General features: G+C 45.7%; 15 protein-coding genes. 5 read left to right on the top strand and 10 right to left on the bottom strand.

Features of this window, described 5'->3' with window-relative positions; genetic code table 11:
- The first annotated feature begins 92 nt into the window (after window positions 1-92).
- The 4 genes from efp (at window position 93) to CI959_RS09670 (ending at window position 2,617) form a co-directional block, all read left to right on the top strand.
- Window positions 93-659 (top strand): elongation factor P, encoded by a 567-nt coding sequence (gene efp, locus CI959_RS09685; RefSeq protein WP_005861200.1) that lies wholly within the window; start codon window positions 93-95, stop codon window positions 657-659.
- Window positions 660-744: 85 nt separating this feature from the next.
- Window positions 745-1,452 (top strand): DNA repair protein RadC, encoded by a 708-nt coding sequence (gene radC, locus CI959_RS09680; RefSeq protein WP_005861199.1) that lies wholly within the window; start codon window positions 745-747, stop codon window positions 1,450-1,452.
- A gap of 71 nt (window positions 1,453-1,523) precedes the next feature.
- Window positions 1,524-1,841 carry a metal-sulfur cluster assembly factor gene (locus CI959_RS09675; protein ID WP_005861198.1) on the top strand — a complete coding sequence of 106 codons (318 nt, stop codon included), beginning with the start codon at window positions 1,524-1,526 and terminating at the stop codon, window positions 1,839-1,841.
- Window positions 1,838-2,617, top strand: a complete 780-nt coding sequence (locus CI959_RS09670; RefSeq protein ID WP_005861197.1) for a UDP-2,3-diacylglucosamine diphosphatase — start codon at window positions 1,838-1,840, stop codon at window positions 2,615-2,617. Before CI959_RS09675 ends, CI959_RS09670 begins: the two co-directional genes overlap by 4 nt.
- Before the next feature lie 93 nt (window positions 2,618-2,710).
- Here the strand turns inward: CI959_RS09670 and CI959_RS09665 are convergent, their stop codons facing one another.
- Complete coding sequence (locus CI959_RS09665; RefSeq protein ID WP_005861193.1) at window positions 2,711-3,529, bottom strand: PstS family phosphate ABC transporter substrate-binding protein; 819 nt, start codon at window positions 3,527-3,529, stop codon at window positions 2,711-2,713.
- Between the two features lie 85 nt (window positions 3,530-3,614).
- Window positions 3,615-4,901 (bottom strand): hypothetical protein, encoded by a 1,287-nt coding sequence (locus CI959_RS09660; protein WP_008780680.1) that lies wholly within the window; start codon window positions 4,899-4,901, stop codon window positions 3,615-3,617.
- A 255-nt stretch (window positions 4,902-5,156) separates the two neighbouring features.
- Here CI959_RS09660 and CI959_RS09655 point away from each other — a divergent pair, with 255 nt between their 5' ends.
- On the top strand, window positions 5,157-6,227 hold the full coding sequence (locus CI959_RS09655) for a nitronate monooxygenase family protein (protein WP_005861189.1): 1,071 nt from the start codon (window positions 5,157-5,159) through the stop codon (window positions 6,225-6,227).
- A 59-nt stretch (window positions 6,228-6,286) separates the two neighbouring features.
- Here CI959_RS09655 and CI959_RS09650 read toward each other — a convergent pair whose 3' ends face one another.
- The 8 genes from CI959_RS09650 to CI959_RS09615 form a co-directional block, all read right to left on the bottom strand.
- On the bottom strand, window positions 6,287-7,735 hold the full coding sequence (locus CI959_RS09650) for a DUF3868 domain-containing protein (RefSeq protein ID WP_008773891.1): 1,449 nt from the start codon (window positions 7,733-7,735) through the stop codon (window positions 6,287-6,289).
- Between the two features lie 18 nt (window positions 7,736-7,753).
- Window positions 7,754-8,320 carry a DUF3575 domain-containing protein gene (locus CI959_RS09645; RefSeq protein ID WP_005861186.1) on the bottom strand — a complete coding sequence of 189 codons (567 nt, stop codon included), beginning with the start codon at window positions 8,318-8,320 and terminating at the stop codon, window positions 7,754-7,756.
- 171 nt (window positions 8,321-8,491) lie between these two features.
- Window positions 8,492-9,103 (bottom strand): response regulator transcription factor, encoded by a 612-nt coding sequence (locus CI959_RS09640; RefSeq protein ID WP_005861184.1) that lies wholly within the window; start codon window positions 9,101-9,103, stop codon window positions 8,492-8,494.
- Between the two features lie 10 nt (window positions 9,104-9,113).
- Window positions 9,114-9,803 (bottom strand): hemerythrin domain-containing protein, encoded by a 690-nt coding sequence (locus CI959_RS09635; RefSeq protein ID WP_010185248.1) that lies wholly within the window; start codon window positions 9,801-9,803, stop codon window positions 9,114-9,116.
- 82 nt (window positions 9,804-9,885) lie between these two features.
- The gene (locus tag CI959_RS09630) at window positions 9,886-11,040 is read right to left on the bottom strand and encodes a Rid family hydrolase (RefSeq protein ID WP_008780679.1); all 1,155 of its coding nucleotides are present in this window, start codon (window positions 11,038-11,040) and stop codon (window positions 9,886-9,888) included.
- An 11-nt stretch (window positions 11,041-11,051) separates the two neighbouring features.
- On the bottom strand, window positions 11,052-11,759 hold the full coding sequence (locus CI959_RS09625) for a hypothetical protein (RefSeq protein WP_005861178.1): 708 nt from the start codon (window positions 11,757-11,759) through the stop codon (window positions 11,052-11,054).
- A 9-nt stretch (window positions 11,760-11,768) separates the two neighbouring features.
- Window positions 11,769-13,004, bottom strand: coding sequence for a porin (locus CI959_RS09620; protein WP_005866751.1), 1,236 nt, complete (start codon window positions 13,002-13,004; stop codon window positions 11,769-11,771).
- Window positions 13,005-13,026: 22 nt separating this feature from the next.
- Window positions 13,027-14,433: a di-heme oxidoredictase family protein gene (locus CI959_RS09615; RefSeq protein WP_005861168.1), complete on the bottom strand. Its 1,407-nt coding sequence runs from the start codon at window positions 14,431-14,433 to the stop codon at window positions 13,027-13,029.
- Window positions 14,434-14,447: the final 14 nt, after the last annotated feature.

Raw genomic sequence — 14,447 nt, 5'->3', positions numbered from 1 at the left:
AAACTTTTTGCTACTTTAGCAGGAATGTACTACTTTTGCCCCCGAAAATCGTTAAGGATTACTCTATAACATTATAAATAAAGAAAATAAATATGATCAATTCACAAGACATTAAGAAAGGAACTTGTATCCGTTTGGACGGAAAACTCTATTTCTGCGTCGATTTCCTTCACGTAAAACCGGGTAAAGGTAATACCATCATGCGTACCACATTGAAAGATGTTGTAAAAGGCGGTCAGATCGAGCGTCGTTTCAATATCGGTGAGAAGTTGGAAGATGTACGCGTAGAACGTCGCCCGTATCAGTTCACTTATACGGAAGGCGAGCATTATCATTTCATGAACCAAGAGACATTCGATGACGTGATCATCGACAAAAACTTGATCAACGGCGTTGATTTCATGAAAGAGGGAGAAATTGTAGACGTTGTTTCTGATGCATCTACCGATACGGTTCTTTTCGCCGACATGCCTACAAAAGTTCAATTAAAAGTTACTTATACAGAACCGGGTATTAAAGGTGACACTGCTACTAACACCTTGAAACCGGCAACCGTAGAGACTGGTGCGGAAGTTCGCGTTCCGTTGTTCATCAACGAGGGCGAGGTTATCGAGATCAATACGACTGATGGTTCTTACGTAGGCCGTATCCGCGAGTAATCCGGGTCTTGTCAAAATATACGGTTCCCGCTTGATAAGCAGGCGGGAACTATTTTTTTAACCAAATCATAAACCTTTCCCGACTATGAAAGAAAAGACAGGAAAACTTTCCATCAAGGAATGGGCCGAAGAAGACAGGCCCCGTGAGAAAATGCTTCAAAAAGGCGCTTCCGTATTAAGCGATGCCGAATTGATCGCCATACTGATCGGATCCGGCAACAATGAGGAGACGGCCGTACAACTCTCTCAACGGATACTTCACTCCGTAAACAACAATCTGAATACATTGGGTAAACGTTCCATCAAAGAATTAACTTCCGGCTTTAAAGGTATCGGAGAGGCGAAGGCGGTCACGATCTGCGCCGCTATGGAACTAGGGAAACGGCGGGAAACCTCAGAGGCGTCTCCTCAAGATGCTATCCGAAGCAGCAAAGACTCCTATCTCCTATTCCGTACCCAACTATGCGATTTACCTTATGAGGAACTCTGGATCGCTCTAACCAATCCATTAAATAAGGTGATACAAAAGGTAAAAATCAGTCAGGGCGGAGTAAACCAGACTTCCGTGGATATCCGTTTGGTATTAAAAGCGGCGATCAACGCCTTGGCCTCCGGTATAATCCTATGCCATAATCATCCATCCGGTAGCCTCCGCCCCAGTACGCACGACGATGCCTTGACCGAGCGTATCCAAAAGGCGGCGAAGCTGATGGATATTAGGATACTGGACCATATCATCCTGTCCGATAGCGGCTATTATAGCTATGCAGACGAAGGAAGGCTGATCCGGTGAAACAAATTCTCTTTTCCCCCGGTTTAGTATATAGAAGTATTAATGTATATTCGCGTATAAAACAAAAGAAGATGAACAACGAATTTCTCCAAACAGAAGAAGCGATCGTCGCTATGCTGAAGACGGTATACGACCCGGAAATACCCGTAAACGTATACGATCTTGGGCTTATATATAAGGTAGATATCGATGAGGAAAAAAATGTACGCATCGATATGACCCTCACCGCCCCGAACTGTCCGGCGGCCGATTTCATATTGGAAGATGTCCGTATGAAGGTAGAAGCGGTCGATGGGGTGAACAATGTAGAGGTAAACCTCGTCTTCGAGCCGGAATGGGACAAGGACATGATGACGGAGGAGGCTAAACTGGAATTAGGTTTTCTATGAAAATATATTTCGCCTCAGACGCACATCTGGGAGCCCGTTTCCACAAGGACCCTTTAGCCATCGAGAAGAAACTGGTACGTTGGCTGGATAGCATCAAGGAAGACGCTTCCGCCATTTGGTTTCTGGGAGATCTATTCGACTATTGGTACGAATACAAATACGTCGTGCCGAAAGGCCATGTACGTTTTCTGGGGAAATTGGCCGAGTTAGCGGACAGAGGTATAGAAATACATATCTTTATCGGTAACCATGACATCTGGATGTTCGACTACTTGCCGAAAGAGATAGGCGCCATCATCCATCGGGATACCTTGACAGTCGATTTATTGGGGAAACGTTTCTTCCTCGGGCATGGCGATGAGGTAGATTTCCGGAGTAAGGCATTCCGTCTGATCAGGGCTATTTTCCGGAACAAGTTCTGCCAATGGTTATATGCGGGAATACATCCCCGCTGGACGTTCGGGTTCGCTTTAGGCTGGTCGCTCAACAGCCGGAAGAGCGGACTGGAAAAGCAAGAGGCTAAAAAGTATCAAGGGGAAGACGCAGAATATATGGTTGTTTTCGCCAAGGAATATCTAAAGACGCATCCCGATATAAACTTCTTCATTTTCGGCCATCGCCACATCATGTTGGACTTGATGTTAAGCCGTACCTCCCGTATTCTCATAGCCGGGGATTGGATGCAATTCTTCTCTTATATCGTATGGGATGGCGAGAATCTGTATATGGATCAGTTTCTGGAAGAGACGGACGGACAATCTTATCCCAACACATAAGACAGCGTTGTCTTAACACCTTAGACAGTACTGTCGAAGCACCTTAGACAGCGTTGTATGATGTGCTCATACAACGCTGTCCGGATTCTCCGCTTACTTTACCGGGATATAACCAACCTTCTTCACCGTCGCTTGTCCTTCGGCAGACATCACATAATCGATGAACGGTCGCACCTTTGAGGCATTCTTCGTCTCATAGTAGTAGAACAACGGACGGACAACCGGATAGGTCTTATTCCTCGCGTTCTCCAACGAAGGCTCCACGTAGGATTTTCCGGCATCATACGATACATGGATCGGCTTCACTTCTTTATTCAAATAAGCAAGACCTACATAGCCAATGGCTCCTTTCGTCTGGCTTACGCTTTGTATAATGGCACCTGTAGCCGGCATGCTCAAGATACCGTTCATATAGTTCTTATTTTTCAACACGCTCTCCTTGAAGAACTCGTAGGTTCCGGAAGAAGTCTCGCGGGAATAGGCCACGATCTTCATATCCGCACCACCCACTTCTTTCCAATTCTTAATCTTGCCGGTAAAAATGCCTTCCAATTGCTCCCGGGTCAGATTGGATACCTTGTTGGAAGGATGCACGACAACAGCCAGAGCGTCGTAGGCGATCACCTCCTCTTTAGTTTTCTTTCCGGCTTCTTGCAACTTCATGCGCTCGTCGAATTTCATCTTACGGGAAGCCATCGCTATATCCGTAGTGCCTTCCATCAAAGCGGAGATCCCCACGCCGGAGCCACCACCCGTCACCGTTATCTTAGCGGCTTTGTTCTTATTCATGAAATTCTCGGCTTCAGTCTGGGTAAGAGGCAAACAAGTATCGCTACCCTTTATCTTCTGGGCAAACACATTCGTAGCAAACAAACACGCTGCCATGGCAGCTAATAAAATCGTCTTCTTCATTACTTTGTATTTATCTTTTATTTACGATACAAAATAAATACTTCGGTATTTCAATGGGATGAAACAGATATTACAATCCTATGAATTAAAACTTATATTGAAGACGGACTGTCAATACATTATCTTTCCGGTCGTTCTCGTAGCCCTTCACGAGGTTACTTTTCTCATTGAAGTTAAACTCGTAGTAAGCTTGTAGACGGATATGTTTATTGAAATTATAGATACCGCCAATACCTATCGTGCTTTGAGCCAAGTCGGTTTTTGAGGTGAAACTATTTTCCGCCCCTACCTCATTTCCACTCACCTTCGTATTCGGATCGTAAACGTCATATTTCAATACGGCGGAGAAAGGAGAGGCGCCTATATCCTGTACCAAATAAAAGAAGTAACCAAGGAAAGGGCGCTTAAACAAAGAATTTTCCGGCAAATTCTCCGGTCGGGTACTGTAGTTCGGGCTTTTACTGCTCCCGGCGATACCGGGTTGGGTACCGATTAAACCTTCCGCACGGAGAGTGGTCTTTCCTAAAGATGAAAGAAAACTAAACTGTCCATCCAAACCTAAATACTGGCGCTTCATATAAGTACCCGTCTCTCCCATATCCCTCTTAACGAAATGATTGCCACGCATCTCATACGCCTCGGTAGTCGGGTTGTAGACAAAACCATGGTAATAGGAGAAACCGGCTCCCCATTTTCCCCAGTCGCCTATCGCCTTCTCGGCACCCAGACGCCCGATGAAATCTTTCCGGCTATCCGTCTCCCGGTTAATACTGTTTCCGGCAAACAGACCGGCATCCAATCGCAAGAAACTCAATGGGCTGGTAGTCTTGGTACGTAAGGTAAGCATCGCTCCCAAGTCACGCTCATCCGGGAAGAAATACTGGATAATAGTCGCTCTCTCCGGAGATTCGAGAGAACTCGTGGAATAACAGACCTCATAACCGAAAGGACGGTTGAACACACCAGCCATCAACTGGCTACGCTTCGTCCAAGGGTCCTTGATACCGATATACAGATCACGGAAACTTACTCCCTTATCATTCACCTCGATCTGGACAGCACCTGTTCCGATCCCATCATTGTACTCAAACTTCATACGCCCCCGGCGGATACCGATCCGGTTAAACCCTTTATCCAAGTTCTCGTTCTTATCGCCCACTTTCAAGGTAGCGTCCTCCTGTCCATATTGGTATTGTCCTTGGATATAAGCGGAAACCTTGAATTTGCTTAGCTTCTGGACTACCTTATCCAAGGTAGTCACTTCCGTAGCCAAGGAATCGATATGTTTTTCCACCGACTGATCCACCTCCTGCGCTCCCATACTGAATGGAAGCAGCACTAACATGAGCGCTATAACTTTTCCTAATTTCATTCCTAACTATAAAAACTATATTTGCGTCGCAAAGTTACAACGCTCCTGTTTCACACCCGTTTCACATACATTACAATCCTGTTACAGACGTCTTGCCTAATTATTCAGGGACGAATTTACATAAAATAATCGGTTCGTTCCATACATTGCACATGACTAGAATATTTGCGCGATAATTCTGGTCCATTTCGCACATTTATTGGGATATTGTGCTACCTTTGCCTCGATTATTGAAACACTATATTTATTTTTTTAATGAAGACATTAACAATCGGAGACCTAAAGGCTCGTATTCCAATCATCCAAGGTGGAATGGGCGTAGGCATCTCTCTTTCCGGCTTAGCCTCGGCCGTTGCAAATGAAGGTGGGATCGGCGTTATCTCCGCAGCCGGTCTCGGACTTTTATATAAGAAATTGTCACCCAGCAATTATACGGAAGCTGGGAATCTCGGGTTAGCGGAAGAGATCCGCAAGGCCCGGGAAAAAGCGAAAGGTATCATCGGCGTAAACGTAATGGTGGCTCTTTCCGACTTCGCCGAATTGGTGAAAACCAGTATAGCGGAAAAGGTAGACATCATTTTCAGCGGTGCCGGACTGCCTTTGGACTTGCCTTCTTTCCTCAAGAAAGATAGCGTCACCAAGCTGGTTCCCATCGTTTCCAGCGCACGTGCCGTACGCATCATCTGCGAGAAATGGAAGAATAACTATGATTATCTTCCGGATGCGGTGGTACTAGAAGGCCCGAAAGCGGGTGGACATCTGGGATATAAGGAAAACCAGTTGGAAGACCAGCATTTCTCATTGGAAGAATTATTACCTCAAGTCGTAGAGGAAGTCTCTCATTTCGAGCAGAAATACGACAAAAAGATCCCGGTAATTGCGGCAGGAGGCATTTATACGGGTGAAGATATCAAACGCATGATAGACCTTGGAGCATCAGGCGTTCAGTTAGGAACCCGGTTCGTTACCACCACGGAATGCGATGCCTCGGAAGCCTTCAAACAGACCTATATACAGGCAGAGGAGAAGGACATAGAGATCATCAAAAGTCCCGTCGGCATGCCCGGACGAGCCATCCATTGCAGTTTCCTTGAGAAAGTGAAGGCGGGAATCAAGCAACCGAAAGCTTGTCCCTTCAACTGTATCAAGACGTGCGATATATCACGCAGCCCGTATTGTATCGTCACCGCCTTGTACAACGCCTTCAAAGGGAATTTCGAGAATGGATACGCTTTCGCCGGCAGTAACGCTTGGCGAGCGAATAAGATCACTTCGGTACGGGAAACCATTACCGAGTTGATGAATGAATGGAAAGCTAAATTATAAGCACAAAAAAAGCCTCCGGAAACGGGGGCTTTTTTTATATTCGAAGGTAAGTATCTCCATTATTGCTCGGCCAACCAAGCGGCCAGCTCATCCCGGTTCGCGGCGGCATCCTGCATGCCGGCTTGGGCAGCTTGATCGAAATATTGCATAGCGGTCGTATAATCCTTCTTCATCGCATAAGCGACACCTAGGTTATTCCATGCTTCCGGCAAATTAATACCTTGCAAACGACTGATGGCCGGATCGTAAGCACCAGTCTCAATCTCAAGGGCCGCCGTATTTAATTGAGCGATCGGGTCGGTCGGATAAAGACGAACGGCGATATCGAATACCTCCTTGAACTGATCGCTACCTTTATCATAAGAATTGGCTACCAAGAACATCTCATTCAAACTTAAATATTGAGGTTTCGTTTTGATCACTTGCTTGGCCTCGTTCACGTCGAACGGACGTGCGATATAAGCCAAGGTATAATCAATACGTCTTAAAGGAGGATAGTATTTATCCAATAATATCTTATAAGTCCGACCTCCGTTCAAGGCATGTAGTTTAGCCTTGCGCTTGTTTATATCTTGAATATCCAAGATCTCCAGAATCTCCTTCTTATTCGCCAAATCTGATTTCGTAACCTCTTGACGCAATCCGATCCAATCCTCACCCATCCAATTCACTTTCATCAAGGAAGGATCCATCTTCTCCTTATCTTTCATGTAAGCGACAAAAGCCTTGGCACGACTCTCGGACAATCTCATATTATAATCGTAGCCACCTTCCGGGGAAGCGTATCCGGTAACCTTAAATTCGGTAAAGCTTAGATTCTTATCGTTACGGACTTCCGTTACAATCTTATTCACCTCATTCAGCACGGTAGCGTTATCTTTGAAATCACGTAACAATACGGACTTGCCTACCTCAAAGTTTAAATAAGCGGAATGCGTCTCGCTCCGTTGTTTCACAGGTTCTACCGGAGGAGTAACATAGCTAAGCTCATAAACGGGAGGGGCTAACGGAGGCAATACACGGCTCATCACCCCATAGATGTCATTTGAGACCTCACAAGAAGCGCATCCCGTGGTATTCTCATCCACCATCAAGGTAGCGTTTCGCATCCATCCCGCATAGGGTACGGACAATTCCACCGGAATCAATTCCGGCCCCTTCTTCGTCTGACGGATAATCAAGCTAGGAGTTTGGGGAAATTCATAACTATCGAAACCCAACTCACGGTTCAACGCCTTCATACGTGCCCGCCCGGTAATCACGATCGGGTTAAACTGGTAAGACTGCGATTTATCCACCGATTGCAATACCGGTGTCAGTATGACCATCTCTTGGGATTTCAAACGCAGATTACTCAGATTGGTCGTAAAATTCATCATAAGCTGGCTTCCGTCCTTCTTTGCGCTTACATTCTCGAAACTAACAGTTCCCCGCACACCGTTCTGTGCCTGTAGGCTCACACCTCCGAGGAACAATAAAGCGATACATATACTCAATAAATGTCTCATATCTCTCTAGATCGTTTTTTAGTGGATAAAATAAATGATAGAAAGGGCCGCTTTCGTTACACCCCAATAGTTCGAGTTCTTGGTCTCGATCTTGGAGCCACATTCCCCGCAATTATACTTATCATAATGTACACGGGCATAACCGGCGCCGATAGCGGCTTCTATACTCCAACGCTTATTCAGTATCCATTGATGTCCCAACGTAAGTCCGCCACCGTACAAATAACCATCATAACGATGATCCTTCAAATTAGGGAATATGCCAAAGGGTAATTTAATCCCGGCGATATTATACTGTCCGCCCAACGCATGCACGCCAATAAACGTACCGTTGAATTTCTCGCAAGTCCAATAACGCACTTCCGGCATGACAAGCCAATGCTTCAGTTTCTTACCGTCATTGAACTTGAAAGGATTATATCCCGCCGAGACATCCAATGTAACCTTTTTGCTTAAGCCCACCTCGAATCCTAAGTTCGGAGTCGTAGTCGCGTCGTAGAGAAGATTGTTCTTCAACGCGAAATGCTGTGCGCTCATAGATAAGGAAAATAACAATGCTAATCCAAGTAAAAATGCTTTCTTCATTTCTTATAAGCTTAATGATTTGAAGAAGAAACAGGAATAAACGGGTTTTAGTTTTCGATAAGCGTTAATAAGATATGATCATTAAATTTAATTATATTAATAGTAAAGGGAATGCGGAAGGCGCTTTTATCGCTTATCCACATTCCCTTTAACTTACTTATAAATATACGATTACTGTTTAATGTCGCCTAATTCGACCAGCTTATTGACAATCGCATAGATCGTAAGACCGCTGGCACTATGAATTTGAAGTTTCCGAGCGATATTACGGCGGTGGGTGATGACCGTATGCGTAGAAAGAAACAAACGATCCGCTATCTCCCGGTTTGTCATTCCCTTCACGACGCAGACTACGATCTCTTTTTCCCTCGAGCTTAACGATTGTTGCTCGTCATCCCCTTCCGGCTCGTCATCCGGAAGTACCTCGGCGTTCAACCGTTCCAATTTGTGCTTGATCTCATCAGGGCTATCGTATATGTTAATTTGTTCATCATAAGAACGCAATAACACACTGTCTGAGACAGAATATAATAAAGCGATACATTTCATCTCGGCACAGCCGCTTTCCTCCTTCAAATGTTGCAACGTGAAATAGCCGGGCAAAGCCGGATTCACGATCAACACATCCGGTTTGTGCATACGAAGCGAGTCGAAAAGAGATTCCACCGAATGAATCTCCACCATCTGGATACGGAAACCCGGTAACCGTTTCAACAGGTTCTCCAGTCCGCTCCTTATGATAACAGAAGGTTCGGCTATCGCAATCTTTAGATTTGTACTCATCGATTCATGCTTATAATTGTTTTTCCAAAGCCAATATGGCCGGTACAAACAAATAATCCTCCACACGGGTATGTGAAGCCAAGTCTTCCTCCGTGGCAAAAATATCGAACAAGACACTATTCAGCATATTCGTACCCGCTCCCGGATAGTATTTGATCAGGATATTTTTCAACTCCGTGATCTTCATCTCGATCTGATCATGACGCTTACGGAAGATCGTAATATTGTATTTCGGATCTCTCTTTCCTTCCAACAAATTACGGACATAAGGGAAAACAGCACGTTCCTCATAAGACATATGTTTATTTACCTCCTCCGCATACTCATCGAAAAACTTCGTGATCACAAAAGCGACATCCTCCGGGCACCCGGATATAGCGTCTACCAATTTACGACGGATATGTGGCAAGCGGAAGTTCAAGAAGTAATCATGGGCATTATGCAAATAGCGGATCAAGTTCTCGATCGACAGGCATTTGCTGATATTCTCGACAGGCGTATTCACTTCCTCGACCAAGAAATTCACGACCGTCAGGAAAGTACAAGCATCCACCCCATTCTGCCGGCAAACCTCCCCGATATTCTTCTCTCCGAACCCGAGCGCTATACCAAAGCGGCTCATGACTAAAACCATCGGATAGTTCTCGCAGATCAGATCACTCATTTTATCGGTTTCCCGGTACATTCCATTTTTATACATAGGCTTCTTTCTAACTTGTCTTGGTGTTTGAATAGCCAAATATACTCCTTTTTCTTCCATATCTCGTACATTTATTATTATTTCACAAAGGCTTAAAGGACGACTCCGTCGGCACGACCGCTATACACTCAGTCTCTATCAACCATCCGGGACGGCAAACGGGGGCCAAGACTATCAAATGTGGCAAATCCGGGTAATGCGCCTCAAAATACTTCTTAACCACCGCATAATCAGCCATATCTCTCAAATAGGAGATCGCCTGCGTAATATCACGAGTAGTAGCGTCCGCCTCTTTCAGCAACACGCTGATATTTTCCATCATCCGCTCGGTTTGTTTTACGATATCGCCCGGATAGACAATCTCTCCCCGGTTATCGATACTCGCCGTACCCGAGATAAAGACCTGTTTACGATCCCCATACGTAACAGCCGTACCCCGCTCGAAAGTTACTCCATATTCATAAGTAGGATTCAAGTGCGTGGGAGCGTAAAGGAACTGAATCTGTCCCGGCTCCAATCCATCCACCGCATAACTGTCCATCTGTACCAACACCGAGGGATCGGCATGACGTCCCTCAATACCCGTGCTAGCAATATAATGCGTCTTCTCCGTAAGATTCTGCGTGATAAAAACTTCTTTCCGGGCTTTCACCACACCGGCGTAATTCACGTCTACGTTTTGCACAAAGAACCAAGTACGGACACAATGAGAGGCCAACGTACAACGCTGCCCCATCAATTGCATCACATAGTCATTCAATAAAAGCCGGGTCTGGTATTCCGAATTGGCCGCCTTATTGAAGGCACCTCCCCCCCAGAGGTGCCTATAACCGTTATGCGACGCTTCCAGTAAACCGGAATCGTACGTTTGTACCGACATCCCCGTTTGCAAATAGGTCCACATAGCGATCTTTGTTCCATTCAAAGGCGGCTGCTGAACGATAGAGAGCGGGCAAAAGGCGCTCTCGCACTCCCACTCCATCACGCTATCCGTCTGATTAGCTGCGTCACTTAAAAAATAACGGCGGAAAACGGCGGTAGCGTCATTCGATAGCTCTTCCTTCACGACAGTCACATAAACCCGCAAAAGGTTTTGCAATTGCTCCACGAAAGACAAACAAGGGTCCGTGATAGATACCATCACCTGATATTCCGTTGTTCCACCTTTACCCGTGAATGAAGAGATTTGCATTTCTACCGCTTTATCCGTATCTATCCTCCTCGTATAATTCATCATTTTCTTTCTTATCAATTATCCAATGCCCCTCCTAAGATCCAACCTTGGATCAAAGCAAGGACCTCCTGTTTCCCGGAACTATTGAACATATCCTTATGTACCGGATTATTCTCCAATATATCCAGCAAGAAACTATTGTTTATATTACCCGGGGTCACGTAGTTCTTACCCTCTTCCGAAAGGGGCGCCTTTACGTTCACTAAAGATTTATAAGCCACATCGTCCCTAAGATCCAGCTGACCGGCCAATCCCGATCCTCCTCCATGACATGACAAGCAATTCAAGTCGAACACCTGCGCTTGTATACGTTTGAAGCTCGCTAAATCCAATTCGCCGACAGACAAATCAAGCGGTTCGTCCGAATCATCCACCGGAGACGTATAATAGGAGTAAACCAACCGCAATCCCCTACTAATCACAGCGACCTCTATACTCCTCGTATCCGGAGTGACATTATTCAATCGGAGTTTTAGTCTTTTGCCGTCTTCCGCCGGCTTACTGATACGCTGGGTTTGCAAAGGTTTCGACTTATCCTCGCCAAAAGCACATAACGAGAGCATATTCTCCTTCGGCCAAGCTTTCAGGCCAGTGAAAGAAAGTGACACGGTAGCGGTTCGCCCGGAATCAACCGTCTCATCCGGATAAATCTTACCCTCATCACAACCCAGCCCGAATAACAGGAATAAGGCATACATTATATATTGACTATATCGTTTCATACCCAAAGATTAGAACGTGAACTGCAACATAGCCGTAGCGGAGTGACGAGCCAATCCAATAGCGTCCTCATCCCGGTCATTCTGCGTAGCATGACCGCTACGACCTAGATATTGATACATAACCTGTAGCTTCAAATTATTATTAAAGAAATAATAATTCAAACCAGCGGCGGGCATATTCAACAAACCACCCTCATCCGTAGCGTTACGATCATAGAAATCATATCGCAAAGCACCCTGCAATTTCGGAGTGATGAAATAGCCCAATTGAGCGTAAGCTCCCCAGAAATTCTTATCCGGCTTTTGCATGATCTTGGTAAAATGCATATTCATATAGTAACCTTCGGCAGCCACATACCAGCGGTTCTTGATCCATGCGAACTCAACGCCCACACGGGTGTCGCTACTGGTCAAGAACTCGGCCTCCGCATTATAAGAGGCAGATACGGCGATAGACATCTTATCGTCGTTCAGATTCTCCGGTGAGCCTTGAGACGTTGGCATCTCCCCCTTCGGCATAAAGGCCAGACGACCCGCATATAACAGCGAAGGCAACCATTTATGATCATCGCAGTTTGTCTTAGTCGCCAAATTCACGTCGATACCCGTACCATTAAAAATACCGACTTGATAATTCCATTTATCATGGATCAAACCATGTACCTGTACACCCAAGTCGAATCCCGTGGACATATTCGGTATGACATAATTCACGTCGTAAGGAAGCAATACGGATTGGGAAGCGGAATAAGGCAGTACCGGAAACAACGTCTCCCCCAAAGTACTTAAATAGCCATGCATAAACGGTGTCTTGAACTTACCGACACGGATACGAAACGACTCCTTGATCGCTACGTCGAACCAAGCCTGTTGCAATAAAGCACCTCCACTCTTAGCGGCATTCAGCGATAAATTGAAAGTAACCCGTCCAAAAGCCTTACCCGTAAAACCGAGAATAGCGTTAGGGATCGCGAAACCGGAGTTCGCTACGCTCTTGGCATAATGGCTTTCCAGCCCTTGGTCGTCATATCGGTTGTAGCAAGCGCTTGCCTGTACCAACGCATAGGGCTTAAACAAAAAATCACCGGCCTTGGTAGAAAAAGAAAAGCCCTTCTTTCCCGCTAGTGAAACCACATCGTTCTCTACATATTTATCATCCATCTCTTTCTTTGTATCTTGAGCTTTCACGGAGAAAACACCTGCTGATAGAAGCACCACAAGCAACGTCCTATATATTTTTTTCATTTCGATTCTATGCGTTATTTATTTATAAACTTTGTAGGAATTTAATCAGAGCGGCCCGCTCGTCTTTTGTCATGCGAGAGAATAGGGTACGCGACGCAGCTCCTTCCCCACCATGCCACATAATAGCCTCCGTCAGGTTCCGGGCACGGCCATCATGTAAATAATAGGTATGGCCGTTTACGACCTCTTGTAATCCCAATCCCCATAACGGGGTAGTCCTCCATTCATTACCGTTGGCCAAGCCACTGGGATAATCATCCCCTAGCTCAACACCCATATCATGCAATAAAAAGTCCGAATAAGGATGGATCACCTGATTACCTAATTGAGGCAATTCCGTATTATTCAAAAGGACAGATCCGCGAGGGCGTGTCTTCAAGGAAGTCACATGGCATAAATGACATTTCGCTTGATAGAAAAGTTGCTCTCCTTGAAGAACCGTAGGATCATCCACATTCCGACGGGCGGGTACCCCCAAGGTCTGGAGGTATAAATCCACATCTTCCATATCTTCCGTAGAGACCTGCGCCCCGGTCATGGCAAAACCCATCATATTACCCTGTCCTTCTCCTACCTCATGCGGGAAACGATCGTTCGTTACACCGAGGTCGGAAGAGAATCCCAATTCCACCGTTAAGTCGGCATGATTCGCCTTATTACCAGAGATACCGATCTGTTTCTTTCCCTTTTCCGTCACATAGTTTATACGTCCACTAATACCATATTCCGGATAATTGCTTTTAGCGGCGATCTGCTTTAGCATATCCAAGTCGAGCGCCATCATCTGCCCCATTCCGACATGCCGTAAGGGTTGACGTACGGAAATCCGTAAATCCGACATCGGGATACTATCGGCATACCATTCTTTTATCTCATAATGAGGAGTGACCAACTCATATTCCTCCCCATCGGGAAACGTATATTTTTGGGAAGTAGTAGTAATCTTAACCCTTCCCTCCGGTTTCGTTCCGTATATCGCTTGATCATGTAGTACCCGGCCGTAATCTTGAAAATAGCCGCCACTTTTACGTGATATATAAATAAGCATGGATGAGAAGCCGGGGCCGGAACCTCCATCAGCTATAGCCGGACGGGTCCGCCCGGTACTTTTATGACAGGAACCGCAAGAATATCCGGCATAAAGCGGCCCTAGTCCTCCACCATCCACATTCTCAACACCGCGAGCATCGTCGTACAATCCATCACCACGATTAAATCGCGTCTCTAATTCGCCCGTAACCCAGTTTGCCTGCGTATCGTACGCATCCGGGGCATTGGAGAAAATGGTTGAGATACCCGCGGACAACTCCTTCTCGGAAGCTACCTGCCCATTGGGTTTCTTAACCTGCCAATTTTCCAAGTCCTCGGATTCGCAACTACACAGCAGACTACCGGATAAAGCGAATAATAGAAGTAATCTTCGTTTCATCGTATCGGCTTGTC

The sequence above is a fragment of the Parabacteroides sp. AT13 genome, from assembly GCF_002272965.1.
GTDB lineage: Bacteria > Bacteroidota > Bacteroidia > Bacteroidales > Tannerellaceae > Parabacteroides > Parabacteroides distasonis.
The sequence above is the reverse complement of the archived record's forward strand: the minus strand, read 5'-3'. Positions and strand labels throughout refer to the sequence as shown.

Excerpts from the sequence above, each read along its gene's own strand:
- efp (WP_005861200.1), top strand. The coding sequence starts at position 93 with ATGATCAATTCACAAGACATTAAGAAAGGAACTTGTATCCGTTTGGAC.
- radC (WP_005861199.1), top strand. The coding sequence starts at position 745 with ATGAAAGAAAAGACAGGAAAACTTTCCATCAAGGAATGGGCCGAAGAA.
- CI959_RS09675 (WP_005861198.1), top strand. The coding sequence starts at position 1,524 with ATGAACAACGAATTTCTCCAAACAGAAGAAGCGATCGTCGCTATGCTG.
- CI959_RS09670 (WP_005861197.1), top strand. The coding sequence starts at position 1,838 with ATGAAAATATATTTCGCCTCAGACGCACATCTGGGAGCCCGTTTCCAC.
- CI959_RS09665 (WP_005861193.1), bottom strand. The coding sequence starts at position 3,529 with ATGAAGAAGACGATTTTATTAGCTGCCATGGCAGCGTGTTTGTTTGCT.
- CI959_RS09660 (WP_008780680.1), bottom strand. The coding sequence starts at position 4,901 with ATGAAATTAGGAAAAGTTATAGCGCTCATGTTAGTGCTGCTTCCATTC.
- CI959_RS09655 (WP_005861189.1), top strand. The coding sequence starts at position 5,157 with ATGAAGACATTAACAATCGGAGACCTAAAGGCTCGTATTCCAATCATC.
- CI959_RS09650 (WP_008773891.1), bottom strand. The coding sequence starts at position 7,735 with ATGAGACATTTATTGAGTATATGTATCGCTTTATTGTTCCTCGGAGGT.
- CI959_RS09645 (WP_005861186.1), bottom strand. The coding sequence starts at position 8,320 with ATGAAGAAAGCATTTTTACTTGGATTAGCATTGTTATTTTCCTTATCT.
- CI959_RS09640 (WP_005861184.1), bottom strand. The coding sequence starts at position 9,103 with ATGAGTACAAATCTAAAGATTGCGATAGCCGAACCTTCTGTTATCATA.
- CI959_RS09635 (WP_010185248.1), bottom strand. The coding sequence starts at position 9,803 with ATGTATAAAAATGGAATGTACCGGGAAACCGATAAAATGAGTGATCTG.
- CI959_RS09630 (WP_008780679.1), bottom strand. The coding sequence starts at position 11,040 with ATGATGAATTATACGAGGAGGATAGATACGGATAAAGCGGTAGAAATG.
- CI959_RS09625 (WP_005861178.1), bottom strand. The coding sequence starts at position 11,759 with ATGAAACGATATAGTCAATATATAATGTATGCCTTATTCCTGTTATTC.
- CI959_RS09620 (WP_005866751.1), bottom strand. The coding sequence starts at position 13,004 with ATGAAAAAAATATATAGGACGTTGCTTGTGGTGCTTCTATCAGCAGGT.
- CI959_RS09615 (WP_005861168.1), bottom strand. The coding sequence starts at position 14,433 with ATGAAACGAAGATTACTTCTATTATTCGCTTTATCCGGTAGTCTGCTG.